Source organism: Bacillus sp. S4 (genome assembly GCF_040838205.1).
GTDB lineage: Bacteria > Bacillota > Bacilli > Bacillales > Bacillaceae_G > Bacillus_A > Bacillus_A cereus_U.
The window spans coordinates 1-26,735 of sequence record NZ_JBFPJI010000025.1 but is presented as its reverse complement, the minus strand read 5'-3'; the positions used below and the strand labels follow the sequence as shown (position 1 = coordinate 26,735).

Sequence of the window (26,735 nt, the reverse complement as noted above, 5' to 3'; positions counted from 1 at the left end):
TACATATTCCCTATAACTTGAATATAATTACAAAAGAGATATTCCTTCCTATTATGTATGACTTTCCATAAATAGTGGAATAAATGTATGAACAGTCTACTTGCATATTATTTTTTTGCAATCACGTCATCATCACACTTACTAGGCGATAGAAAGGAATACATACCGTGAAAGATACGAACTCTCAATATCAAATAGACTACTTACTAATCTTTATTTTATTTGCCATTGGGACTGTTAGCTGCTTTGCTATTGCAAGTGCACAAGCTTCTTTACCACCATTTTTACAACACATAAATTTTGCATTAAAACAAATCCAATGGTATGTCATTGGATTTGTGGCCATTGGCGTTATTATGATTATTGATTTCGATCGATATAAACAAATTGCTTGGTATTTGTATAGCTTTGCCCTCATACTTCTTATTGGTCTAGAACTTCAAGTTCCGGGTGCCGTTACGATTAAAGGGGCTACCGCATGGTATAGACTTCCAGGCATCGGAAACTTTCAACCTTCTGAAATTATGAAATTATTTTTAATTATCATCATTGGACGAATTATAGCAAATCATAATGAAAAGTACTTTTTCCGGACAACTCGTGAAGATTTTATTTTACTTGGAAAAATATTCGCAGCTAGTTTACCTCCACTACTTTTAATCGCAAAAGAACCTGATTTAGGAAACACTATGGTAATCTCCGCGATGCTTGCAGCAATGATTTTAGTTTCTGGTATACATTGGCGCCTTATCCTCGGATTAACCTCCGTCATTTTCGTCATAGGCTCTACCTTAATATATATTTATTTCACTCATACAGAGTTCTTTAAAGAGCATATTTTAAAAGAGTATCAATTAAACCGCTTCTATGGCTGGCTATCCCCTTACGAATATGACTCACAAGGATACCAATTAAGACAGGCATTTTTAGCTACCGGATCAGGAGAAATGCAAGGAAAAGGATGGGAAAATGGACAAGTATATTTTCCAGAGCCACATACAGATTTTATTTTCACAAATGTCGCTGAACAATTCGGTTTTTTAGGAGCAAATGTTATTATTTCACTTTTTTTCTTACTCATTTACCGAATGATCCATATCGCTTTAGAAAGCAATGAACCTTTCGGTAGTTATATTTGCGCTGGTACAATCGGAATGTTCACCTTCCAAGTATTCCAAAATATTGGGATGACAATCGGTTTACTCCCTATTACAGGAATAACATTACCTCTTATGAGCTATGGCGGGAGTTCACTACTCACATACATGATTGCTATTGGATTTATTTTAAACGTACGTTCAAGAACACAAATCTTTATGTTTAAATGAACCATATCGGAAAACCGGTATGTTTTTTTCTATATTCATTTTAGATATACTAATGAAAAGATGAACTGGAGGTTTACATATGAAGTATGACATTATAGGTGATATTCACGGATGCTTCCAAGAGTTTCAAGATTTAACAACGAAACTAGGATACAGCTGGGCTAGTGGTCTCCCTATACATAACGCCAAACGAAAGCTGGCGTTCGTTGGTGATATTACAGACCGAGGCCCTCATTCATTACGTATGATTGAAATCGTATGGGAGCTCGTAATAAATAGAAAAGAAGCTTATTATGCGCCTGGGAATCACTGTAATAAACTGTATCGTTTTTTCCTTGGGCGTAATGTTTCAATCGCTCATGGACTCGAAACAACTGTTGCCGAATATGAAGCATTACCTTCTAATAAACAACAAATCATAAAAGAAAAGTTCATTACGCTTTACGAGCAGTCCCCCCTGTATCACATACTGGATAACAAGAAATTAATCGTATGCCATGCCGGCATTCGTCAGGATTACATAGAAAGAAATGATAAAAAAGTGCAAACATTTGTATTATATGGTGATATTACAGGAGAAAAGCATCCTGACGGCTCACCTGTACGCCGAGATTGGGCGAAAGAGTATAAGGGGGAAACATGGATTATATATGGACATACACCTGTCAACGAGCCTCGCTTTGTGAATCATACAATCAATATTGATACCGGCGCTGTATTTGGCGGCAAACTAACTGGACTTCGTTATCCTGAAATGGAGGCCATTTCCGTTCCTTCTTCCCTACCTTTTGTCACTGAGAAGTTCCGCCCAATTTCATAATTACATTTACCTTTGTACAATTCATTCCGAGTACGTATAAAGAATGATTTCTAGGCGAATTCCTCGTTAAAAATCGGTCATATAGTAAAAAAAGATGCTATGAAGTGCATCTTTTTTTTACTATGCGGCATATACTGTCGCAGGAGGTGACGGAATGAAGAAAAAACGATCTAAACAAAAAAGAAATTTCTCTCCTTTATATCATCCCATATACGGAATTAACAACTGGTGTAGCATACGAGCTGCGGCTATTGAAGAAATAGAAGAACGTATGGAAACAAAAACAGGGAAAACGAGAGGAACATATATTTCTTTAGAACATGCTGTTATGAAACGAATTATAGATAACAGAAAAATAAAGGCACTACAAAAAAAGAAACGCCTTTCTCATAACAATGAGCCTATACTTGAGTCAAAGAATTTACAGGAGAATATAAACAAAGAAATTCCTGAAACAATTAAAGAAAAGGTCCAAGCTGAAATTCCTAAAGCAATTAAAGAAAAAGCACAGGCTGTAATTCCCACCAATATTATACAGCAAGTAACAAAAATAAAAGAGGGATTAACTTTAACCAATGACATAAAAAAAGAGGATTCTACTATCACTCAGCCCCCTATACTTTCACCTACTCCTGCTGAGAATGAAAAAGTAGCCAGATACGCATATAAGGAGGGCCTTCACTCTACGGCTGACGGGATAGCCTCACATGCAGAAGGATTTCTTACTCATACAGAGGGTGCCTTTTCTCATGCAGAAGGTTCAAAAACAAAGGCAACTGGACATAGTTCGCATAGTGAAGGAAGTGAAACGACAGCAGGCGGTCCTTATTCTCACGCGGAAGGAAAGCATACAATTGCTTTCGGCGAAGCAGCACATGCAGAAGGAACCGCAACTATCGCTAACGGATTCTCATCTCATGCGGAAGGAAATCATACATCAACAGCTAATTTTGCAGGCAGCCATATTATGGGTAAATTTGGTACAGCAGAAGAAGCTTATTCCTGGTTTATTGCAAATGGGACAAATGACACTGATTATAATATAGGTGCCAAATGGCTTGCCCATAACGGAGAAATGTATATCGATGGTGCTTCTTACAATGCAGGTGGTACTGATTTTGCACAAATGTTTGAGGCAGCAGATCATAGCCCTATTGATGTTGGTTATTTCATTACATTTAGTAACGAAGAAAAAATTCGAAAAGCTACTTCAAATGATACATTCATATTAGGCATATCTAGCGCTACTCCTGCTCTCATAGGAAATAGCGGTGCTTTAAGTTGGCAAAAACGCTATAAAACAGACCGCTTCGGAAAACGTCAATATACGCGTACGGATACGCAAGAAATACAACCTCTTTTAAATACAGAATGGAATCCAGCTTGTAAGTATCTATCAAGAAGAGACCGTACTGAGTGGCTTCCTGTCGGATTAATTGGACAAATGTTAGTACGTGATGACGGTACTTGCGAAACACACGGATATTGTCGTCCAAATGATGACGGCATTGCTACAAAAGCTGAAAGTGGCTTTTTCGTTATAAAGCGTACTGGTGAACATCAAATTTTAATATTATTCCGCTAAAAAAAGGGAACAAAATTCTTTTTATGATAAGAATTTTGTTCCCTTTTAATTGTTATGTAAAGCGTATTGCATATCCTCTGGGATACTTACGGTAAAAGTCATTCCCTTTTCTAAAATAGGATGATAAAACGTCAAAGATGTACTATGAAGCGCTTGACGTTTTATCACATCTCTTCGGCCGCCGTATAAATCATCCCCAAGTAGCGGATGTCCTATATATGCCATATGTACACGAATTTGATGTGTTCTTCCCGTCTCGAGCTCAAGCGCTACATGCGTCTTATCTGAATAACTCTCCATCACTCTAAAATGAGTAACAGCTCTTTGACCATCTTCACAGACAGTTCGCTCGATAATACTATCCGCTTTTCGTCCGATTGGCGCGTCAATCGTTCCTACTTCTTCTAAAATAGTCCCATGAACGATTGCCTCATACGTTCGTTTCACCCCTTTTTGTTGATGCTGCTTCGATAAAAGGTGGTGAACGAATCTATTTTTCGCAATTAACATAAGCCCTGAAGTATCACGGTCTAACCTCGTCACAATGTGCACCGTACTTGCAAGATTTTGTTTATCATAATGATGTAAAATAGCGTTCGCAACACTTCCTGACGGGTGCTCCCTAGACGGAATTGTCGACATATTTGCTTCTTTATTTATAACAAGAACCGCGTCATCTTCATATACGATACATAAAGGGATCTCTTCCACTTCCATCCCTTCACTTCTTTCCTCCACTGGAAAAAAGACTTGTAACTCTTCACCAGCTTGTAACTTGTGACGAACACTCGTGTGTTGACCGTTTACTTCAATTGCTCCGCCACGGAACTTTATATCCGTTAAAGCGGCTTTCGAAATCCCTTTTGTTTTCAAAAATTCTCTAACTAAAGTTCCTTCTTCAGCCAGCCCTATATCCCATTTCAATGTAAATCTGTTCAAATATATAAACCCTCTCTATTTATCTGCAACAAACGAGTCACGAACACGTTTCCAGAATGGGAACGGACGGAAACGAACAAATCGTACTTTCTCGTTTGCAACGCGATACTGAATTGATTTCACATCTTGATGAACCATCGTCAAATGATCCACCGTAATTTGCAAGTTCATTCCTGCAGCCGGCTTTAAAACGCATGTATGATGCTTCGGCAGCACGAGCGGCGAACCTACCGTACGAAATACACGATTGTTGATAGATGCCATTTCTGCAATTTGAATCGCTTCAATAGAAGGGTGAATAATTGCTCCGCCAAGCGCCTTATTATACGCGGTACTTCCTGAAGGAGTAGAAATACAAAGACCATCTCCGCGAAACGTTTCGAAATACTCTCCGCGTATTTCCACTTCTGTTACTAATGTACCTTCTGCACTTTTTACAGTCGCTTCATTCATCGCCAAATACTGCGACTCTTTACTACCATTCACATAGCGAATAATCACTTCTAAAAGTGGATATTCAACCACTTGGAACGGTGTTTTAGCGATTGCAATCACCAACTTCTCTACTTCCGTTGGTAACCAATCTGCATAGAAACCTAAATGTCCTGTATGTACACCAACAAATGCGGTTTCATCTAATCGATTATAGTAACGATGGAATGCATATAAAAGCGTTCCATCTCCGCCAACAGAAATTACAATATCAGGTTCCTTTTCATCCATTGTAAACCCAAAATCTAGCAAGTATTCTTTCATCGTACTTGCTAGTGTATCTGATGATTGATCTCCCTTTGACATAATTGTAAATTTCATCGCCCAACACCCTTTAGTTTATGATTCAGAATCTTTCGTTTCCTGCTTTCGTGAAAAGACCTTTTGCGCTTCTTGAATTTCAAGACGAATGGAAGACATTTCTTCATCTAATAAAAACGCCGCTTCCGCTGCACGTTGTAAGCGTATTTTAATATCTTCAGGAAAACGTCCACTATATTTGTAATTTAAAGAATGCTCAATCGTTGCCCAAAAATTCATTGCTAACGTGCGAATTTGAATTTCCACTAACACTTTTTTTTCTCCCTGTATCGTTTGAACAGGATAACTAATGACAACGTGGTAAGAGCGATAGCCGCTATCTTTCTTTTGCGTTACATAATCACGTTCTTCCACAATTTCAAAATCATTTCGTTTTCGAAGATATTCTACAACAGGCTTAATCTCATCAACAAATTGACACATCATTCGAAGGCCCGCGATGTCCTGCATATCTTCTCTAATTCGGTCTAGCGGTACACTTCTCTTCTCCGCTTTATCAATAATACTTGCAACCGACTTTACCCTTCCTGTTACAAACTCAATTGGAGAATGCTCCGTTAACATTGCAAATTGAGTACGCATTCCTTTTAGTTTCACTTTCAGCTCCGCCACCGCTTGGTGATAAGGCGCTAAAAATTCTTCCCAATTACGATTCATTTCAACCACCACCAAAATCAATCCATTTACTTATAGAAACACTTTTTCTACAGCAGTTACTAGTTCTTCTCCGTAATTTGCATTACCTTCAATATTTTCAACTAAATATTCTACTTCTTCTTTTAATCCTTCTAATTCTATTTCAACATCATTCACGCGAATAAACATCGCTGTATCTTTATTCATCGCTTCATGCATTGCTTCCCAGCATGTATGCGGAATACTTACATAAATGAAAGATGATTCATTTTCTAAGATATATAAAAATGATAAATTGTCTGAGTCTACAAGTACGTGATTACGCGCACTTAACTCCTTTACCTCTATTTCAGTATTTTCCGCACAAAAAATAAGCGCATTCTCTCTCATTTCTACGCTCTTAACTTGAATTTTATTTTGCATGCTCAAACTCCTCCATCTCAACTTCCTGTCTTACTTAACAGTATTATTGTATCATAACATGGACGCAAACAAATAAAACATTGAACCAAATTTGCGAAAAAGCGATAATGTGGAAAGAATTATTTTTCAAAAGGAGCGCATAAAATGACACAAGAAATTGAAATTGAATTTAAAAATATGGTTACAGAGGAAGAATTCCAAACATTATGCAAATCTTTTTCTATTGAAGCATTTACAAAACAAGTGAATCACTACTTTGAAACACCTCACTTCTCTTTAAAAGATGCAGGCTCTGCACTTCGTATTCGTCATAAAGATGGAACTTATACATTAACATTAAAACAACCTGCTGAAATTGGTTTATTAGAAACTCATCAGTCTGTAACAGAAAAAGAAGCAAAACTTATGATGGAAACAAACGCACTCATTCAAGGAACTGTAATGGATCAGCTACACAAATTACAAATTCCCGTTTCCTCTTTAACTTATATGGGTAGTTTAACAACAGAAAGAGCTGAAACATTATTTGAAGGCGGAACGCTTGTCTTTGATCATAGTTTCTATTACAATCACGATGATTATGAAATTGAATACGAAGTGCAAGATGAAAAGACCGGTAAAGCAGCATTTATAAGGTTATTAAAGCAACATAACGTACCAGTTCGTCATACAAACAACAAAGTAAAACGCTTTTTCCTTGCCAAACAAAACGAAGAGCGCTAAAGTAAAATTTCCATCAGTGCAGAAGTGATTTACTGGTGGCTATGTTTCACCTTTTTGGAAAGTGCAGATTTATTAGCAACATATAGAATAAGCAAAGAATGTTATGAAGGCTGTTTAGTTGCCCTTCATAACATTCCATTGCTACAATAGATATACATTTCATGGAAAAAGGAGTTTATAAAGGATGAGCAAGCAACCGATGACACCATTTGAAGCAATTGGCGGTGAACAATGCATTGCAACATTAGTGGATACATTTTATTCCTATGTCAGTGAACACCCTGACTTATCTCCGATCTTCCCGGATGATTTAACAGAAACTGCTAGGAAGCAGAAACAATTTTTAACACAATATTTAGGTGGTCCTAATTTATACACTGAAGAACATGGTCATCCTATGCTAAGAGCACGCCATCTTCCGTTTGAGATTACTCCAAAACGTGCAGAAGCTTGGCTATCATGTATGGAGCAAGCAATGGATGATACAGGAGTGCACGGTCATATAAGAGAGTTTGTTTTTGAACGTTTAGCATTAACTGCTCAACATATGGTCAATACTCCAAATGAAACAGGTGAAGTGTAATGGATAAGCAGGAAGCAAAGCATATAAATATGCCTTCTCCTTCCACATGCGAGCATAAATCTGTAGAAGCATATTTATTTATTGATCCACTTTGTAAAGATTGCTGGGATATCGAGCCATTTATTATTAAACTATGGCTTGAGTATGGGAAATACTTCTCTATTCGTCATATCGTAACAGGAAAAGTGGACGGAGCAAACGCTTCCTCACACAAATGGAATAAACCTGCTAATATTCGATTTGTGTGGGAAAAAACAACAAGTTTACAAGGGTTTTCATGTGATGGAAAAGTACATATGCAAGAGGCATCGTCAACACCATATTTAGTTTCGATGGCAATTAAGGCGGCGGAGTTGCAAGGCCGAAAAGCAGGTTCGAAATTTTTGCGAAAACTCCAAGAATACATTCTTCTTGAAAATGTATCAAACCCTGACTGTGAATTATTGTTGAAATGCGCTAAAGATAGTGGCATTGATGTAGAGGAATTTAAAAAAGACCTACACTCAGTTAGCGCAAAAAAAGCTTTCCAATGCGACCTAAAATTCACAAATGAGATGCATATTACAGAAATACCTTCCCTCCTATTTTTTCATGCAAATTCAGATGAGGAAGGTATTAAAATCGCGGGAATTTATTCCTATGATGTATACGTACAGCTATTAAAAGAACTTGTAAAATGCGAGATTGAGCCAGAGCCATTACCTCCTTTAGAAGTATTACTAGAAGCAACACAATTTATTTCTTCAAAGGAAATCTCATTTATATATGACTGCCCTCAACAAGAAATAGAGCGTGAACTAAAGAAATTACAACTAAAACGAAAAGTACAAATGATTGAAGTGAAGTGCGAGCGTTATTGGAAATGGATAGCAAAAGAAGAAGACCTGGTGTAAACACCAGGTCTTCTTCTTTACGGCTTATAAAAATATTAAAGGGGATGGGAGAAATTTTCACGTTCAAACAAAGGGGTATATGTTTGTATGTGAATTCGTTCACGCTTATTATATTACAAGATTCGACGTCAGATGACAACCCCTTTTGTCGAATTTCACACTTTTGTCACATTCTAAACGTTTTCATTCTTGAATAAGCTATAAAAAAAGCAATTTAGGAGGTTTCCTTATGAAAAAGTCTCATATATTTCTTATCTTTCTATGTGTTATTGTTTCTTTTTTCTTGTATATCCTCTCTCTATTACAAGCTTTCCCTAAAATTATTGCCTTCCCTCTTTTATTCGGAGTTATCGTCATCGCTGTCTCTTATTTCAACTATAGAAAACGATTTAAAGGATTTTAACTACAAAAATAAGTCGTAAAAATTCCTTCTAATGTAGAAAAAGTAAAGAAAATCACCTTAATTATTCGACAAATATCGACACGGTATACTTTTGAGAAAATGTTCCAAACAAAAAAGACGAGGATAAAATCCCTCGTCTTTTCTCATTATTTCTCTTCAAACAATAGTGCTTCTAATTCATTTAACTTCTCTTCAAATACTTGTAATGCTTCTTTTACGGGTTCTGGCGATGCCATATCTACTCCTGCTTTTTTCAACACTTCAATTGGGTAATCAGAGCTTCCAGCTTTTAAGAATTCGTTAATGTAACGTTCTACTGCTGGTTGTCCCTCTTCTAAAATTTGTTTTGACAAAGCTGTCGCTGCACTAAATCCTGTTGCGTATTGATATACGTAATAGTTGTAATAGAAGTGCGGAATACGAGACCATTCTAAACCGATTTCTTTATCAATTACTAAAGCGTCCCCGAAATATTTCTTATTTAAATCGTAGTAAATCTCCGTTAACATATCTGGCGTAACAGCATGTCCTTCTTGTACTTTTTTATGAATGATATGCTCGAACTCTGCAAACATTGTTTGACGGAATACAGTACCACGGAATCCTTCTAAATAGTGATTTAATAAATATAGACGCTCTTTCTTATCTTCTGTCGTCTTCAATAAGTAATCATTTAGAAGCGCTTCATTACAAGTTGAAGCTACTTCTGCAACGAAGATTGAATAATCACCATATACGTGCGGTTGTGTCTTCCTTGTATAGTAACTATGCACTGAATGACCAAACTCATGAGCAAGTGTAAATAAATTATTTACATTATCATGCCAGTTCATTAAAATATACGGATTTGTTCCGTATGCACCAGATGAATATGCTCCGCTTCGTTTTCCTTTATTCTCATATACATCTACCCAGCGATTTTCATATGCTTCTTTTAAAATTTCAACATATTCATCACCAAGTACATTTAAAGATTTCAATAACATTTCTTGCGCCTCTTCATACTTCACATTCATTTTCACTTCTGGTACAAGTGGTGTATATAAATCGTACATATGAAGCTCATCAAGACCTAGAGCACGCTTACGAATATCAATGTATCGATGTAGTAAGTGTAAATTATCATTTACCGATTCAATAAGTTGATCATACACCGCCTCAGGAATATTATTATTACTTAATGCAGCTTGACGTGCAGAATCGTATTTACGAACGCGCGCATTGAAATTATTACGTTTCACAGCCCCGCTTAGCGTACTTGCAAATGTGTTCTTATATTTCCCGTATGTTTCATGTACAGTTTTGAATGCATCTTCGCGTACACGACGATCATCACTTTCTAAAAATTGAATGTAACGACCATGTGTTATTTCTACCTCTTCTCCATCCTCACCTTTAATAGATGGGAATTTCAAATCCGCATTATTCAACATACCGAATGTATTACTTGATGCACTCATCACTTCAGATGCTTCTGCTAATAACGCTTCTTCTGCCTCAGATAATACGTGCGGGCGTTGACGTGTAATTTCTTCTAATGCATGCTCATATACACTTAGTTCTCGATTTTCTTGTAAGAAAGTTTGCAATGTATCTTCTGAAATAGATAAAATTTCAGGTACGATATAAGCTGTGCTACTAGATACTTGTGAGTATAAATTTGTTGCGCGATCATTTAATGCTTGATACACAGAGTTTGTTGTATCTTGATCGTAACGCATATGTGCATATGTATATAGCTTACCTAGTCGCATTGAAATTTCATCTTCATATTGCAATGCCTCAAGCAAATTGTCTGCAGAGTCGCCAAGCTTCCCTTTAAATTCAGTTAACTTTGGCAATAGCTCTTTAATAGCTTGGAATTCTTTTTCCCATTCTGCATCTGTTTGGAAAATATCTTCTAATCGCCATGTGTTTGCTTCTTCAATCTCATTGCGATTTGGTAATGATTTCACTGTATTTTTTTCAGCCATTCTTTAAGCCCTCCTTATAATATCTCTACTTAAGTACAATTCGATTTTTCTTATGTAATTCCTTCACGATCAGTCTTTATTATATCCCCTTTTCCCTCTCTCATGTTGTACTTTGTCTCAAATAGAGATAGTGCATGCGCTAAGCAAATTTCATCATATTTCATAATTTCTTCCTCTGTTTTTACCAATACAATATCTCTTATTTTCCGATACTTATTAATACCTATTTTTATTAATACACCTACATAACATAAAAATGTCATATACTCCGCAACTGCTACCTTCCATATATGTTGTGCAAAATACGGAAGTAGACGCCTCTTCGTATACTTTGCTACATAGTTACATACGTATTGCAGAGAAATATACTCCCCTACCTTAAGCATACCTATACACTTCATATAAAGAGAAGCTTGCCATATAAATGGATTTGTTTGAAAAGCAAATGAGGATGGGAGCGGAACACCGATTTCAGAAGGAAAACTCGCTGGAGTACATTTATATTGATATAAGAGGCGGAGTAGTGACTTATGATTATAATTCCAGATGGATAGAGCGTTTTGCCGAAAATGGTTCTTTTTTCTCTTCCATTCTTGTCCTAATACCTCTTTCCGGAAAGGAACGGGAGAAAAGAGCATGTCAATAGTAGTCGTATCGGTTGGTAAATAAATAGTATGTGAGAAAGAAACATTTGTAGAAAACGGAGTGATAAACGCGCATTTCATAAACGATTTTTGTTTCGGACAAAAGAAAATAAGAAATGGCTGAGGATAAGGTTGTAAGGAGAACGCCATAAGGGAGGAGAATGTCATCCAATAGGCGGATTGCTTTTTCAACTGATTTCCACCGATTATCCAGATGACTTGTATACTAGCTTGCCAATACGAATATGTTCGCTTATAAAGCTGCTCTACGGAGAGATTTGCACATTGATATTCAATCGCAATTTTTCTATCCGCTCTCTCTACGTAAATATCTGGCCGTTGCTTGATTACTGGTAGATAATGTTCTATATCTACATGAAAATCTTGACGTTTTAACCATCTATATAACAATTCTTTACCGTGCATATGATACATAGATTCTGCTTCATAAAAGGTAAGACATGAATCCACTTTCTTATGAGCAAAATGCCAGCTCTTCTGTTTTCCTAATTTCATTTGCACTTCTTTTCCGCAAGCTGTACAAAAGAATTTTTCTCGTTTACGCATTTCGCGTAAACGCTCTTCATCCCGGTTATATAATAGATGAATTTTTTCTCCGTTTTCTCTCCTTGCAATAAACATCACAATCACACCCTTTCAACTCCTTGTATTCTACAATTTACTACAAATTCCTTTCAAAAAAAGAGATGTCCTAAATTAGGACATCTCTTTCTATAATAAGGGTGATAATAACCGATACGTCGATTCAACAATCCGCCTATGAAGACGTCTCTTATGAAATCGGTCAACATGAATTTCACTTGATTCTTCTAAATCGTCTTTAAAATCTTGAACGAGCTTTCGAATGCTATCTGTATCATATAAAAAGGCATTTACTTCAAAGTTTAAATGAAAACTTCTCATATCCATATTAGCTGTCCCAATTGATGCGAGATCAGAATCCACGATAACGACTTTACTATGAAGAAAACCTTTTTCATATTCATATATTTTTACTCCTGCATCTAATAACTCCGGAAAGTACGATCTTGATGCATAAAAGACAGTGCGCTTATCCGGCTTACTTGGCATTAACAAGCGAACATCAATACCAGCAAGTGCAGCTACTTTTAATGCAGATAAAATATCATCATCTGGAATAAAGTATGGTGTTGCAATCCAAATCGATTTCCTAGCTGAAGCAATCATTGCAAAATATAAATGTTTAATTGTTTCCCATTTATTATCTGGTCCACCTCCAACAAGTTGGACGCCGCCCCAATGATCACCCTCAACTGCTTCCGCTTGTAAATATTCAGGTGCTAATACCGCCTCACCAGTCATATAAAACCAGTCTTGAAGGAAAATCAGCTGTAAACTTTGAACTGCTTCACCGCGTAAATATAAATGCGTGTCTCGCCAAAAACCGAAATATTTATCCTTCCCTAAATACTCATCACCAATATTTAATCCACCTACAAACCCTTCATTTCCATCTATAATAACGATTTTTCGGTGGTTTCGATAATTAATTTTATCGTTTAAAATCGGAAAACGCACAGGGAAAAATGGAATCATTTCTACTCCTGCATCATTCAATTCTTCAATATACGAATTTGATAATTTAAAGCTTCCAACCGCGTCGTATAAAAAACGAACGACAACGCCTTCTTTTGATTTTTTTATTAAAATATCTTTAATTTCTGTACCGAGCTTGTCATCACGCACAATGTAATACTCCATATGAATGTGGTGTTTCGCTCGATTTAACCCATCTAAAATTGCCTGAAACGTTTCGTCTCCATTTGTTAATGTCCTCGTTTCAGTTTGAAATGAAATATTTAAAGCACCGAGTCGATCTGCTAAACGAAATAACAATTCTTGATGCTTATGATTTCGTAAAATCCGTTCTTCGTAATCTTCGTGTCCCTTATATTGTAAAAACGCCTGTTCATCGAGTAATGCCTTCTTTTGGAACATTCTTTTTCTGCGAAAGTTTTGTCCAAATAAAAGATAAGCAAAGAAACCGAACACTGGAAAAATACCTAGTACGATTAACCACGTAAGTGTTTTTGACGGATGGCGGTTTTCTAAGAAAATAACACATCCAATTAAAAATGCGGAAACCGTAAATAAAATACTAATAATACCTAAAATCGAAACATCCTTTATCCCCATGACATCCGAATAAAATGCTACATCAATAAACATGCGTAATGAAACAAATAATGCGAACAGTAGTAGAAAAAAGAAAAGTAGTTTTAGTGTATTTTTCATCTCTTACCCCCTAAATAAGAAAGCCTTCCTATTCTTCATAAAAAAAGCCGATTTCATACTATAGAAATCGGCCTACATTTTAGGAGGGAAATTGTTGCGAATTGTCTCAAGCGCACGCTCTTTCACAACCTGTTTCCCATACTCACTTACACGGTGAATCGTTAAAGTAGATTCTTCTCCATATTCTAAAACAATACTTAAAATACGATCAATCTCTTCTTCATCATGTAGCACTTCATCAAATTCCACATATACATAATAGCGGTCCTCAAATGAATGCAATTCATCTTTTATATCTTCAAAGATAAGACGATGACTTAATGAAATGACATCTTCAAAATCATTAAACTTAATTAAAAAGCCAAACGTACCATCTTCATTAAAGTTTGTTCCTACTTGTTCTTCTACCTCTTCCACTAATTCTTGCTGGAATAATGATTCGATGCCTTCATCTAGAGGAATGTCTATAATTTTATCCACACCTATTGGTAGTTCCAGCTTTTGTCCATCCTTTGAAAGCTCCGCTTTCGTTACAAGTACTTCAATCCCCTTATCGACTGCTTGCACTTGAATCCATAACGGTCCATCGACAAAGAAATCATCATGATCACGAGCTTCGTCCATCATCTCCCAAAAGAGCTCTTCACTTCGTTCGCGATCATACCAAATTTCTTCACGGTTAAACCCTCTGTCCTCTATATCAATGTACGTAATAAAAAATTTCATCGTATGGTCATTAATTCTTTCAATATCCAAAATACAACTCTCCCTTCCTGCTCAGAATTATTATGAAGGGATTCCCCACTCATATGACAAAACAATAGATTCTTGTACTCTCATTTTATGATAAGATTCTCCAGAATGGAAATAAAATCGATTTATTTTACAAAAATAGTTATATACCTATCTGTATTCGACCGTTTACATAAAGTGAAACATTAATCAGCATTTTTTTCATCCTCCACTGATTATTAGCTCGCACTAATCGGGATAAATATACCATTATACCAATTCACTGTTCACAAAAAATTTGGACATACATTCCCATATTCCCCCGTACACTGTAATAAAGTGAAACTTCTATTATAGGTGATTATTTTGTCCCCGGGGGGCGCGGGATCAAAACTAGACAAACTTTCTTCACCACATACATATATTTCGCTTATTAAAACATCATAAATGGAGGCAGACGAATGGACTTAGAGTTTTTAACATCTGTACTAATGATTGTCGGTATCGATGTTGTACTAGGTGGCGATAACGCAATTGTCATCGCACTAGCTAGCCGAAATTTACCTGAAGCAAAACGAAATAAAGCCATTTTGATTGGTACTATTTTAGCAATTGTGCTACGAATTCTCCTCACAATACTAGCTGTCTATTTACTTGATATCCCATTTTTACAACTCATCGGCGGAATCTTACTCACATTAATTGCGGTAAATTTACTCACTGATAATAACAACGATCTTTCTTCTATCAAAGGAAAAACAACTTTATTTCAAGCTGTGCGTACAATTGTATTCGCGGATCTCGTTATGGGGTTTGACAATGTTATTGCCATTGCAGGAGCAGCTCACGGAAGACTTTCACTCGTAATTATCGGTTTATTCATTTCTATCCCGATCATCATTTGGGGAAGCAAACTTATTTTAATACTCATGGAACGCTTTCCATTTCTCATTTATTGCGGAGCAGCAGTTCTCGCCTATACAGCAGGAAAAATGATTACACATGAAGACAGACTTGCAACGTTTTTTCATCATAATCCTAGTTTTACCGCAAGTATCCCTTATTTGTTCATTTTCACGATTTTATGCATAGGCTTTATCGTTCAACAAGTGCGATTACGTAATGTTAAACAGTAAAAAAAAACCTTCTACTCTATAATAGGTAGAAGGTTTTCATATTATTATAATTAATTTACAAGACGCTGTGCTTCACGTAATTGGAACGTTCTTACTGTACGTGGTAGGAAACGACGGATTTCGTCTTCGTTGTAACCTACTTGAAGGCGTTTTTCGTCAATCATAATTGGACGACGCAAAATACCTGGATAGTCACGAATCATCTTATATAAATCTTGAAGTGGTAAAGACTCTAAGTTCACATTCAATTCTTGGAAAACTTTTGAACGAGTAGAAATAATCTCATCCGTTCCGCTTTCTGTCATACGTAAAATCTCTTTAATCTCATCAATCGTTAATGGATCTGAGAAAATATTACGTTCTGTATAAGGAATATGATTTTCCTCTAGCCATAATTTCGCCTTTCTACAAGACGTACAGCTTGGAGAACTATATAATGTTACCATACAAAGCTCACTCTCCTTAAAGAGTACAAATTCTGTACTAATTACAGTTTAAATTTCTAACTTCCGCAATTTTTCGCGATAACTTGTCTTATAGCAAAGTAAAAAATCGCAATTCATGTAAGCAACAACAATTACTTTTAATAAGTAACTTCTATAATCATTATACAATAGTTTTTGCAAGAAATATACAGTGAATTTACTGCTAGTTGAGAAAAATTCTCCGTGTACTCCACTGCTATGTAACATGATTACACTCATTAAAACTGTCCTTTAACAACGGCCTTCAACCCTTTTGATACTTGCTTTCTACAATACTTTTCACTTGATATACAATTACAGTTTCATAATCTTCCCCATTAAAAAGAGAACGTTTTCTTACCTTTTCCCGACAAAACAATTGAGAAATGTAAGACTCTAAAGATTAGAAACAAAAAGAACACTTGTTCTCATTTTAACAAATCTCCCCGCTCATGTCTATATGCTTTCTAAAGTAAATCGAATATTTTTCTGACATTTCTTTCTTTTTTACCATTTATCTCATACAATAAAAATAAAGACAGGCAAAGGGGGAATGTGCATATGATCGCTTTTTTTACTGATTTTATCATTGTTGCTACCCTCATCATCGGAATAACAGCATTGATTGGTGTCATTACAAATAGCATCGGTGAAAAACTCTTTGGTGGGAAAGAAAAAATGAAGTTTGTTAACAAAAGTTTAGATGTACAATCTGGCTGGAACCAAGTTGGCGGAAAAGGCATTTATAAAAAACGTACGTACTAAAAAAAGCAGGTAATCACCTGCTTTTTTTGTTATTTCTCTACTGATGCCCATTTGAAGCTTAATTCCCCGCCGTATTTGTGAATATAAAGATCTTTAATTGTTTCTCTCTCTAAAATAGATCTACCACGCTGGAATACTGGTGCGATCGCTGCATCTTCAAATAGTATTTTCTCTGCTTTTAATAAACCATCCCAACGCCCTTTTACATCTGAACCATCTTGTTTCGCTTTCTTAATGATTTCATCGTATTGAGCATTAGAATAACCCATTTTATTTTGTGAACCATCTGTTACAAACATGTCAAGGAATGTAATTGCATCTGGAAAATCTGGTCCCCAGCCAGTAAACGAAATATCAAACTGACCACTATCTTCAAGTTTTAATTTTTGTGCAAATGGCTGCATTTTTATATTTACGGTTAAACCAGGTAAATTCTTTTCCAGTTCTCCTTTTAGATACTCTCCAATTTTTCTTGACTCTTCATTATCGAAATTTAATAATTCTAACTCTATTTTGTCAGTTCCTAATTCTTTTTTACCAGTCTCCCACAATTTTTTCGCTTCTTTCACATTCACTTTAGAAAGTTGACCATTTTCTTTTCTAAAATCTTGTTTATCTGGACCTTTAATGAAATCTGCTGGGACAAGACCGTAAGCTCCTTTAGAGCCATTATTTAAAATGACATTTCCAATTCCATCTCGATCATAAGCAGTCGAAATAGCTTTACGAATATTTTTATTAGCTAACGCTGGATTTTTTTGATTTAAACGTAAGAAGAATACTGTAGGGTCATTTATTGTTTTAAAGTCTTTTTGACCTTTGTATTTATCCACTAGCTCTGCTGATAAACCAACTCTATCAATTGACTTTGTATTGTATAAATTCACAGCTGTTCCTGTATCTTTTACAATATTAAAATTCACTTCTTCCAACTTAACTTCTTTTTGATCCCAATAAGTCGGGTTTTTCTTTAATTGGAAACTTTGCTCATGCTTCCAATCATTTAATACAAACGGTCCATTATATACAGTTGTATTCGCCTCTAAACCAAACTTTGCTCCTTGTTCTTTCATATACTTCTCATTTAACGGGAAGAATAGCGGATACACTGTTAAATCAAGAAAATATGGCACAGGATTATCTAATTCTACTTCTAATGTATGGTCATCTATCGCTTTTACACCTAATTGATCTGGGGATAATTCACTTTTATTAATTTTCTCTGCATTTTTCACATCTAGCATAATATAACCTGATTTAGCTGCTGTATCAGGATTTACTGCTCTTTGCCATGCAAATACAAAATCTTTCGCTGTCACAGGATCTCCATTTGACCATTTTGCATCTTCACGCAATTTAAACGTATATTTTTTTCCATCTTCAGATTTAGTATGAGATTCCGCAACACCCGGAACTAACTTATCACCTTTTCCAAGTCGATATAACCCCTCCATTGTGTTATTCATAACTTTTGAAGAAGCTGCATCTGATGCAAGTGTCGTATCCATTGTCGGAATTTCAGATACTTCCGTTAAATTAATTACTTGTTTTTCCGCAGTCTTTTCCCCTTTTGCGTTCGCTTGCGGCTCATCCTTATCATAACTACATGCCCCTAAAATCATGCTCATTGCTACTGTTGATGCTACAAAAACTGGTATCTTTTTTTTCATACTTCCACCCCTCCAAAAAAATGTTAGCCCTTTCATTTTCAAACAGAAAGAAATATATATATGTTCTAATAATTCATATTATACACACAAATATATTCTTTGTATATTTATATTTCTATTTTATTAAAATTTTCTGTTAACGTTCAGTATATTTGTAAACGTTTCATACTGCGTATTTATTGGACTAAAGTGTTAAAAATATCAAATTTTATACTTTTCTAAATTATCAGAGAAAAACAAATTTTATATCCTATAATATCTTACGTATAATTATTCTTCCTTTTTTGTCATAAAATGAAGGTTTATTCATATTGAAAATATGTAGGCTAAAATAAGTGCAAAGGATATGAAAGTGTGTTACGATACACTTTGCTAAAAATAGATATCGGTAAAGAGGGGACGGACATGACAGCAATTCACTCAAAAAACGGGCCAACAGAGAAATTAAGTTTATTCTTATTAACATGGCCTATTTTTCTAGAAGTTTTTCTTTTTATGCTGATGGGGATCGCTGATACTTTCATGTTAAGTGCATTATCAGACGATGCTGTATCTGGGGTTGGTGCAGCGAATCAATACCTTCATATCGCGATTTTAGTACTAGAAGTCATCGGGAATGGTGCAGCTATCGTTGTATCCCAATACCTCGGTTCTAAACGCTTTATGGAAGCATCAAAAATATCAGCATTAGCAGTAACATTAAATTTAGGAGTCGGGCTCGTTATAAGCGCCGGTTTTCTTTTATTCTCAAAACATATGATGATGGCAATGAACTTACAAGGCGATGTATTAACGTATGCACAAAGCTATCTATCCATCGTCGGAGGAGCTATTTTCCTTCAAGCTATTATTAACTCATTAGCCGCAATTATCCGCGTTCACGGCTTTACAAAGCAAGCGATGTTTGTTTCGCTTGGAATGAATATTATTCATATCGCCGGAAACTACGTACTTATTTTCGGGAAATTCGGTTTCCCTGAACTTGGTGTGCAAGGGGCTGCTATTTCTTCTGCTGTCAGCCGGTTAATCGCACTTATCGTTTTCTTCTGGTTACTGTATCGCGTTATGGAATACCGTGTGAAATTACAATATTACTTCACTTTATCAAAAGAATACGTTGGCAAAATTTTAAAGATCGGCATTCCATCGGCATTCGAGCAAGTCATGTATCAAGCTTGTCAAATTGTCTTCTTATATTACGCAACATACTTAGGTACGGAATCATTAGCTGCAAGACAATACGCTACTAACATTTCCATGTTCACTTATTTATTCGCCATTGCTATCGGTATGGGAACAGCTATTATCGTTGGACGCCTAGTTGGCGGAAATGAAAAAGATGAAGCGTACACACGTGTATGGAAAAGTGTACAATGGGCGATTGGTGTAACTCTATTTATGGTCATTCTCGTTGTTACATTCCGAACACAATTAATGGGACTATTTACGGATAATCCTCATATTATCTCTCTAGGAGCAAGCGTTCTTTTACTAAGTGTACTACTGGAAACAGGACGGACGATGAACATCGTCATCATTAATTCACTTCGTGCGGCTGGCGATGCCAAATATCCTGTTTTAATCGGAGCATTCTCCATGGTGTTAATGAGCTTACCACTCGGTTACTTTTTCACCTTCCATTTAGATATGGGTCTCGTTGGTATTTGGCTAGCGATTGCTATCGATGAATGGACGCGGGCGATTATTATGTTCTTCCGATGGAGAAGTAGATCGTGGGAAAGTTATGCACTTGTTAAACCTGATGAGCAAGATGAGAGCGTTTCTGTTCAAGCGCAATAAAATAAAAGTGTTTCTAAATGAAGAAAAGGCGGCTGATTTCAGTCGCCTTTTTCTTCATTCTCGGAAACTCTTACTTCGCTGTCTTTAAACAGAAAAAGAACTTGGATAAAATCGCTTTATACTAACTTAAGTTTAACTAGTATAAAAAAATAGAGCCATCCTTCTGTAATAGAAGAATGGCTCTACTTTTTTATTGATAGATTTCTTTATATTTCTTATACTCTGCTTCAGAACATAATACGAAATGTCCTGGGCGAATTTCGCGCATTGTTGGCACTTCACTACCATAATCATGCTGCGATGGGTCGTATACGATACGTTTACGATTGCGCTCATAATCTGGATCTGGAAGTGGAATTGCTGATAGTAGTGATTTTGTATATGGATGCATTGGATTCGCATATAACTCTTCACTTGTTGTCATCTCAACGATTTGACCACGGTACATTACACCAATGCGATCACTAATGTATTTTACCATCGATAAATCATGGGCGATGAATAAGTATGTTAAACCTTTTTCTCTTTGTAACTGTTTCAGTAAGTTTACAACTTGCGCCTGAATCGATACGTCAAGTGCTGAGATTGGTTCATCAGCAATGATAAATTCAGGTTCTACAGCTAGCGCACGAGCGATACCGATACGTTGACGTTGTCCGCCTGAGAATTCATGCGGGAAACGGTTCGCGTGCTCTTTATTTAAACCAACTGTATTTAACAGCTCGTGAACACGGTCCATACGCTCTTTTTTACCTTTTGCTAGTCCGTGAATATCAATACCTTCTGCGATAATATCCCCTACTGTCATACGAGGATTTAATGATGCATATGGATCTTGGAAAATCATTTGCATTTTACGGTTGAACTTCTTAAGTTCTGCGCGTGATTTTTTCCCATGTACATTTTCACCATCGAACAACACTTCACCGGCAGTTGCATCGTATAAACGAATGATCGTTCTTCCAGTTGTTGACTTACCACAACCAGATTCTCCTACAAGTCCAAATGTTTCACCGCGGTAAATATCAAATGAAATATCATTAACTGCTTTAACAACACCACCACTCACATCAAAGTGTTGTTTCACATTTTTTACTTCAATTAATTTCTCACGTTGTTTAGTCATGTTGTTCACCTGCTTTCATTTGAAGAATACGTTTTTCAACAACTGCTGGCGGTTTTACTTCTGGCGCTTGCTCATGAAGTAACCAAGTTGCCGCATAATGTGTATCACTTATTTTAAATAAAGGTGGTTCCATTTCAAAATCAATTTTCAGCGCCTGCGGGTTACGTGGTGCAAAAGCATCACCCTTTGGCGGTTTTAATAAGTCTGGAGGCGTTCCTGGAATCGCATATAGCTCGTCCTCTGAACCATCTAAGCTTGGCATAGATGCGATTAAGCCCCATGTGTATGGATGTTGTGGATTGTAGAAAATTTCATCAACAGTTCCAATTTCAACAACTTTACCAGCGTACATAACCGCAACTCGGTCTGCAACGTTTGCCACTACACCTAAGTCATGCGTAATGAAAATGATTGCTGCTTCTGTTTTTTGCTGAATGTCCTTCATAAGCTCTAAAATTTGCGCCTGAATTGTAACGTCTAGAGCCGTTGTCGGCTCATCGGCAATTAATAATTTCGGATTACAAGCTAACGCCATAGCAATAACTACACGCTGTCTCATACCACCTGAGAATTGGTGAGGATATTGTTTTAAACGAGCTTCTGGATTTGGAATACCTACAAGGTCAATTAATTCTAAAGCGACTTTACGTGCATCCGCTTTACTCATCCCTTGGTGTTTAATAAGACCTTCCATAATCTGATTACCAATTGTCATCGTTGGATTTAACGATGTCATTGGATCTTGGAAAATCATCGCAATATCTTTACCGCGTACTTGCTGCATTTCTTTTTCCGTTAATTTCGTTAAATCACGACCGTCAAATACAATCTCTCCATTTTTAATACGGCCTGGAGGATTCGGGATTAATCCCATTAGCGCTTTAGAAGTAACTGATTTCCCAGAACCAGACTCTCCTACAATCGCTAATGTTTCCCCTTTTTTCAAATCAAAAGTAACTCCGCGCACTGCTTGTACTTCACCTGCATGTGTATCAAAGGAGACTTGTAAATCTTTTACCTCTAACAATGTTTTCATTTTTACTTCTCCCTCCTCGTTTACTTACGCATTTTTGGATCTAACGCATCGCGTAATCCATCTGCCATTAAGTTGAATGCTAGAATTAACATACTGATGACAACCGCAGGGATGAACATCATGTGTGGATACGTTTGAATTGATTTATATCCATCATTTACAAGAGAACCAAGTGATGCGAATGGTGGCTGAATTCCTAAACCGATGAAGCTTAAGAATGCCTCACCAAACACCGCTGATGGAATTGTAAACATTGTCATTACGATAATTGGTCCCATAACGTTTGGAATTAAGTGTTTCACAATTAATTGTGTATTTGTTGCACCTAATGTACGAGACGCTAATACATACTCTTGGTTTTTTAATTTTAGGATCTGTCCACGAACGATACGCGACATCCCTATCCAACCTGTAATTGCCATCGCAAGTGTAATCGACCAAATACCTGATCCCATAATGATTACCATTAAAATAACGATGATTAAGTATGGAATACCATTAATAATCTCCATAATACGTTGCATAATATTATCTACTCTACCGCCGTAGAATGCTGAAATACCCCCGTATGCAACCCCAATTACTAGGTCAATTGCTGCTGCTAAAAGAGCGATATATAATGATACGCGTGTACCTTCCCATGTTCTTGTCCATAAGTCACGGCCAAGATCATCTGTACCAAACCAGAAGTACTCTTTAATATCACGTTTTGCATATTGGTCAACACCATATTGATCTGTGCCGTCAAATGGTAACCAATGAATATTTTCAATCACTGGAATTTTCGGTGGCATTTTCGCACGACCTAAATCCTGCTCTTTATAAGAATGTTTACTTACCATCGGTCCAAAAATTGCTAGTAGTACAATAATGCTCAATAATACGAAACCCAACATCGCGCCTTTATGTTGGAACAAGCGTCTTCGTACATCTTGCCAAAACGTTAAGCTTGGACGGGCAATGACTTCATTATCAACATTATTTTGATTGGCTTGTTGAAATAAATCTGGAGATAATTTTTGTACATCTTTCATCATTTTTTCCCTCCCGCTAAACGAATACGAGGATCAATAATTCCGTATAAAATATCGACAATGAAAATAACTAAGATGAAGATCGCACTATAGAAAATTGTAGTTCCCATAATAACTGTATAGTCATTCACTGTAATAGATTTAACGAACTGTTCCCCAAGTCCTGGTACAGCATAAATTTGCTCGATAACAAGTGTTCCTGTAATTAATGCAGCAACCATTGGTCCTAAAATTGTTACAACTGGAATTAACGCGTTACGAAGTGCGTGTTTGACAATGATAACGCCTTGACTAATTCCTTTTGCTTTCGCTGTTAAAATATAATCAGACTGCATAACTTCAATTAATTCTGCACGAGAGAAACGTGCGATTGTTGCGATAACTCCCATCGATAATGCAATTGTAGGCATTACTGTAAACTCTGGTCCTTTCCAGAACGCTACTGGGAACCAGCCAAGTTTTACCCCTACGAAATATTGTAGTAATGCGGCGAATACGAACGATGGTACCGACATCCCGAGTACCGAAATAACTGTTGCACTATAATCGACCCATGTATTATTACGAAGTGCCGCAACAATTCCTAAAAGTAAACCGATAAATGTTCCTAATATAATCGCTTGTAAACCAAGTTGTGCTGATGGTCCAATGCGATCCACAATCATGTCTGTTACTGGGCGGTTATCATATTGGAATGATACCCCTAAATCACCTTGCGCTAAGTTACCTAAGTAACGTGCATATTGAACTGGTACTGGATCATTTAAACCATATTTTTCAAGAATGATTTCTTTTTGTGCCGGTGATAATTTCTCCTGGTTTTTAAGCGGAGAACCCGGAAGTAATTTCATCAAGAAGAAAGTCAGTGTAGTAATTAAAAATAATGTCAAAGCCATGTACACGAAACGTTTTAATACATAACGTCCCATAGTCAAGCACCTCCCCGTTTTTCTCAAAAGCAATAAGATAGTTTGAAATATTCTTACTTTTATTTTTTTAAAATAAGAGCACACGCCCATCATAGGCATATACCCTTATTCATGATGGAAACCATTTTTAGTTTTTGAGTTCAACCCACTTATAGCTAAATTCTCCGCCGTATTTATGTTCTAATAGGCCTGTAATTGAACTACGTTGTAAATATGCCTTTCCAGGTTGATATACTGGAGCAATCGCTGCATCTTCAAGCAGTTGTTGTTCTGCTTTTAATAGAGCATCCCAACGAGCTTGTACATCTACTTCTGTTTTGGCTTTCTTAATTAGTTCATCATAAGCTGGATTTGCGTAATTCACTTTATTTTGTGAATTACCTGTTGTATACATTTCAAGGAATGACATTGGATCCATATAATCTGGACTCCATCCCGCATATGACATCGCATAATCTCCACTTGCTTCAAGTTTTAATTTTTGTGCAAATGGCTGCATTTTTGTTGAAACTGTTAAACCTGGTAAGTTCTTTTCGAATTGTCCCTTTAAATACTCTCCGATTTTTTTGGCATCATCAGTATCAAAGTTTAATAACTCTAACTCTACTTTGTCTACACCAAGTTCTTTTTTACCAGCTTCCCAATATTTTTGAGCTTCTTTAACATCCTCTTTTATAAGCTTTCCGTTCTCTTCACGGAAGTCTTTTCCGTTAGGTCCTTTTGCCAAACCTTTCGGAACAAAACCATACATTCCTTCTGAACCATCGTTTAAGATAACTTTTCCGATATTTTCACGTTCAAAGGACATCGCAATTGCTTTTCGGATATTTTTATTTGCTAAAAATTTATTTTTTTCATTTAAACGAATGAATTGTGTAGATGGTCTCTTAATTGTTTTAAAATCAGCATCTGATTTGTATTTATCTACAAATTCTGATGTTAATACTACACGATCAATCGCTTTCGTTTCATATAAATTTATAGCAGTTGAACGATCCTTAACAATATTGAAGTTTATCTCCTCAAGCTTCACTTCTTTATTTTCCCAATACGTTGGATTTTTCTTAAGGTGGAAACTTTGTTCATGTTTCCATTCATTTAAAACGAATGGGCCATTATAAAGTGTCGTATTGGATTCTAATCCAAATTTTGTTCCTTGTTCTTTTACAAACTTCTCATTCAAAGGATAAAATGTTGGATAGACTGTTAAACTTACAAAATAAGGAACAGGGTTATCTAATTCCACTTCAAGTGTGTGATCATCAATTGCTTTTACACCAAGTTCCTCAACTGGTAATTCTTTTTTATTAATTTTCTCTGCATTTTTCACATCAAATAGTATGTAAGCAAATTTGGCACCCGTATTTGAATCAACAGCTCTTCTCCAAGAATAAACGAAGTCTTTCGCTGTTACAGGTTCACCATTCGACCATTTCGCATCTTCACGTAATTTAAATACATACTTTTTGCCATCTTCTGATTTCTCAGAAGATTTAGCGACTCCCGGAACAAGTTTATCGTCTTTCCCCAGACGATACAATCCTTCCATTGTGTTATTCATGATGTTAGAAGATGCTGCATCCGTTGATAACGTCGTATCCATTGTTGGTATTTCAGCAGTTTCTGTTAGATTCAATACTTGCTTATTTGAAGTACTGGATCCTTTCGCGCTTGCCTTATTATCATCTTTTTGATAACTACAGGCTCCTAGCACACTTACTGTCAACGTCGATGCAAGCAATAGCGGTATCTTTTTCTTCATGTTGTGTTGCCTCCCCTAATTGCACTTCCTGTACCCTCACTTGTAGAAAAGTAGAATTGAAAGAATAATCTCCAAGTTTCTACAATTTTCATTATACATATAATTAGACGATTGTGAATATAGTTTTTTATTTTTTTGTTAAAATTTTTAATAAAATGTTTATATTTTTAATTTTTCGTAAAGGGATAGGTTAACATTGCTACCATCATCTTGAAATTAGAACCACAATTGCGTATAATTT

24 protein-coding genes and 1 pseudogene are annotated in these 26,735 nt (G+C 36.2%); 9 read left to right on the top strand and 16 right to left on the bottom strand.

What is annotated here, in order from left to right; all coding sequences use genetic code 11:
- Positions 1-167: 167 nt before the first annotated feature.
- The 3 genes from AB3X48_RS05815 (at position 168) to AB3X48_RS05805 (ending at position 3,733) form a co-directional block, all read left to right on the top strand.
- On the top strand, positions 168-1,328 hold the full coding sequence (locus AB3X48_RS05815; RefSeq protein ID WP_016104185.1) for an FtsW/RodA/SpoVE family cell cycle protein: 1,161 nt from the start codon (positions 168-170) through the stop codon (positions 1,326-1,328).
- Between the two features lie 79 nt (positions 1,329-1,407).
- Positions 1,408-2,148 (top strand): bis(5'-nucleosyl)-tetraphosphatase PrpE, encoded by a 741-nt coding sequence (prpE, locus tag AB3X48_RS05810; RefSeq protein ID WP_002158876.1) that lies wholly within the window; start codon positions 1,408-1,410, stop codon positions 2,146-2,148.
- A gap of 154 nt (positions 2,149-2,302) precedes the next feature.
- Positions 2,303-3,733: a peptidase G2 autoproteolytic cleavage domain-containing protein gene (locus tag AB3X48_RS05805; RefSeq protein WP_016104184.1), complete on the top strand. Its 1,431-nt coding sequence runs from the start codon at positions 2,303-2,305 to the stop codon at positions 3,731-3,733.
- Positions 3,734-3,778: 45 nt separating this feature from the next.
- On the opposite strand, the gene AB3X48_RS05800 is transcribed toward AB3X48_RS05805, so the two are convergent.
- From AB3X48_RS05800 to AB3X48_RS05785, 4 genes are read right to left on the bottom strand one after another with little or no spacing between them, the layout of a single operon-like run.
- Complete coding sequence (locus tag AB3X48_RS05800; protein WP_002202767.1) at positions 3,779-4,672, bottom strand: RluA family pseudouridine synthase; 894 nt, start codon at positions 4,670-4,672, stop codon at positions 3,779-3,781.
- 15 nt (positions 4,673-4,687) lie between these two features.
- Positions 4,688-5,485 carry an NAD kinase gene (locus AB3X48_RS05795; RefSeq protein WP_000673196.1) on the bottom strand — a complete coding sequence of 266 codons (798 nt, stop codon included), beginning with the start codon at positions 5,483-5,485 and terminating at the stop codon, positions 4,688-4,690.
- A gap of 18 nt (positions 5,486-5,503) precedes the next feature.
- Complete coding sequence (yjbM, locus tag AB3X48_RS05790) at positions 5,504-6,142, bottom strand: GTP diphosphokinase (RefSeq protein ID WP_002158880.1); 639 nt, start codon at positions 6,140-6,142, stop codon at positions 5,504-5,506.
- 30 nt (positions 6,143-6,172) lie between these two features.
- Positions 6,173-6,544: a UPF0738 family protein gene (locus AB3X48_RS05785; protein ID WP_002149812.1), complete on the bottom strand. Its 372-nt coding sequence runs from the start codon at positions 6,542-6,544 to the stop codon at positions 6,173-6,175.
- A gap of 144 nt (positions 6,545-6,688) precedes the next feature.
- Here AB3X48_RS05785 and AB3X48_RS05780 point away from each other — a divergent pair, with 144 nt between their 5' ends.
- The 3 genes from AB3X48_RS05780 to AB3X48_RS05770 all read left to right on the top strand — a co-directional run bounded on the left by AB3X48_RS05780 (position 6,689) and on the right by AB3X48_RS05770 (position 8,743).
- Complete coding sequence (locus AB3X48_RS05780; RefSeq protein WP_002158881.1) at positions 6,689-7,267, top strand: CYTH domain-containing protein; 579 nt, start codon at positions 6,689-6,691, stop codon at positions 7,265-7,267.
- A gap of 184 nt (positions 7,268-7,451) precedes the next feature.
- Positions 7,452-7,850 (top strand): globin domain-containing protein, encoded by a 399-nt coding sequence (locus AB3X48_RS05775; RefSeq protein ID WP_000043388.1) that lies wholly within the window; start codon positions 7,452-7,454, stop codon positions 7,848-7,850.
- Positions 7,850-8,743, top strand: a complete 894-nt coding sequence (locus AB3X48_RS05770; protein WP_016104182.1) for a ClpXP adapter SpxH family protein — start codon at positions 7,850-7,852, stop codon at positions 8,741-8,743. Before AB3X48_RS05775 ends, AB3X48_RS05770 begins: the two co-directional genes overlap by 1 nt.
- Positions 8,744-9,292: 549 nt before the next feature.
- On the opposite strand, the gene pepF is transcribed toward AB3X48_RS05770, so the two are convergent.
- The 4 genes from pepF to mecA all read right to left on the bottom strand — a co-directional run bounded on the left by pepF (position 9,293) and on the right by mecA (position 14,796).
- Complete coding sequence (gene pepF, locus AB3X48_RS05765; RefSeq protein WP_002158883.1) at positions 9,293-11,119, bottom strand: oligoendopeptidase F; 1,827 nt, start codon at positions 11,117-11,119, stop codon at positions 9,293-9,295.
- Between the two features lie 50 nt (positions 11,120-11,169).
- Positions 11,170-12,405, bottom strand: a complete 1,236-nt coding sequence (locus AB3X48_RS05760) for a competence protein CoiA (protein WP_033714752.1) — start codon at positions 12,403-12,405, stop codon at positions 11,170-11,172.
- A gap of 90 nt (positions 12,406-12,495) precedes the next feature.
- Positions 12,496-14,040 carry a cardiolipin synthase gene (gene cls / locus AB3X48_RS05755; protein ID WP_002149818.1) on the bottom strand — a complete coding sequence of 515 codons (1,545 nt, stop codon included), beginning with the start codon at positions 14,038-14,040 and terminating at the stop codon, positions 12,496-12,498.
- A gap of 72 nt (positions 14,041-14,112) precedes the next feature.
- Entirely contained in the window at positions 14,113-14,796 is a 684-nt protein-coding gene (mecA, locus tag AB3X48_RS05750; protein ID WP_002201376.1) for an adaptor protein MecA, read from the bottom strand.
- Positions 14,797-15,233: 437 nt separating this feature from the next.
- Between mecA and AB3X48_RS05745 the strand changes: the two genes are divergently transcribed.
- A complete protein-coding gene (locus AB3X48_RS05745; RefSeq protein ID WP_002158886.1) occupies positions 15,234-15,908 on the top strand; it encodes a TerC family protein in 675 nt (224 codons plus the stop codon).
- 50 nt (positions 15,909-15,958) lie between these two features.
- Here the strand turns inward: AB3X48_RS05745 and spx are convergent, their stop codons facing one another.
- A complete protein-coding gene (spx, locus tag AB3X48_RS05740; RefSeq protein ID WP_002011348.1) occupies positions 15,959-16,354 on the bottom strand; it encodes a transcriptional regulator Spx in 396 nt (131 codons plus the stop codon).
- 579 nt (positions 16,355-16,933) lie between these two features.
- Between spx and AB3X48_RS05735 the strand changes: the two genes are divergently transcribed.
- Positions 16,934-17,137, top strand: coding sequence for a hypothetical protein (locus tag AB3X48_RS05735; RefSeq protein ID WP_000559981.1), 204 nt, complete (start codon positions 16,934-16,936; stop codon positions 17,135-17,137).
- 29 nt (positions 17,138-17,166) lie between these two features.
- Here AB3X48_RS05735 and AB3X48_RS05730 read toward each other — a convergent pair whose 3' ends face one another.
- Positions 17,167-18,807 (bottom strand): peptide ABC transporter substrate-binding protein, encoded by a 1,641-nt coding sequence (locus AB3X48_RS05730; RefSeq protein WP_016104180.1) that lies wholly within the window; start codon positions 18,805-18,807, stop codon positions 17,167-17,169.
- Positions 18,808-19,161: 354 nt separating this feature from the next.
- Here AB3X48_RS05730 and AB3X48_RS05725 point away from each other — a divergent pair, with 354 nt between their 5' ends.
- Positions 19,162-20,607, top strand: coding sequence for an MATE family efflux transporter (locus AB3X48_RS05725; RefSeq protein WP_016104179.1), 1,446 nt, complete (start codon positions 19,162-19,164; stop codon positions 20,605-20,607).
- A gap of 190 nt (positions 20,608-20,797) precedes the next feature.
- Here the strand turns inward: AB3X48_RS05725 and AB3X48_RS05720 are convergent, their stop codons facing one another.
- The 6 genes and pseudogenes from AB3X48_RS05720 to AB3X48_RS05695 all read right to left on the bottom strand — a co-directional run bounded on the left by AB3X48_RS05720 (position 20,798) and on the right by AB3X48_RS05695 (position 26,703).
- Positions 20,798-21,733, bottom strand: coding sequence for an ABC transporter ATP-binding protein (locus AB3X48_RS05720; protein ID WP_088077991.1), 936 nt, complete (start codon positions 21,731-21,733; stop codon positions 20,798-20,800).
- Entirely contained in the window at positions 21,726-22,769 is a 1,044-nt protein-coding gene (locus AB3X48_RS05715) for an ABC transporter ATP-binding protein (protein ID WP_016104177.1), read from the bottom strand. The genes AB3X48_RS05720 and AB3X48_RS05715 overlap by 8 nt, the downstream gene beginning before the upstream one ends.
- Positions 22,770-22,789: 20 nt before the next feature.
- Positions 22,790-23,806 carry an oligopeptide ABC transporter permease gene (opp3C, locus tag AB3X48_RS05710; RefSeq protein ID WP_016104176.1) on the bottom strand — a complete coding sequence of 339 codons (1,017 nt, stop codon included), beginning with the start codon at positions 23,804-23,806 and terminating at the stop codon, positions 22,790-22,792.
- Positions 23,803-24,732: an oligopeptide ABC transporter permease gene (opp3b, locus tag AB3X48_RS05705; protein ID WP_000534171.1), complete on the bottom strand. Its 930-nt coding sequence runs from the start codon at positions 24,730-24,732 to the stop codon at positions 23,803-23,805. Before opp3b ends, opp3C begins: the two co-directional genes overlap by 4 nt.
- Positions 24,733-24,859: 127 nt before the next feature.
- Positions 24,860-26,494: a peptide ABC transporter substrate-binding protein gene (locus AB3X48_RS05700; protein WP_016104175.1), complete on the bottom strand. Its 1,635-nt coding sequence runs from the start codon at positions 26,492-26,494 to the stop codon at positions 24,860-24,862.
- Positions 26,491-26,703, bottom strand: a pseudogene (locus tag AB3X48_RS05695) (hypothetical protein). Before AB3X48_RS05695 ends, AB3X48_RS05700 begins: the two are co-directional and overlap by 4 nt.
- Positions 26,704-26,735 lie beyond the last annotated feature (32 nt).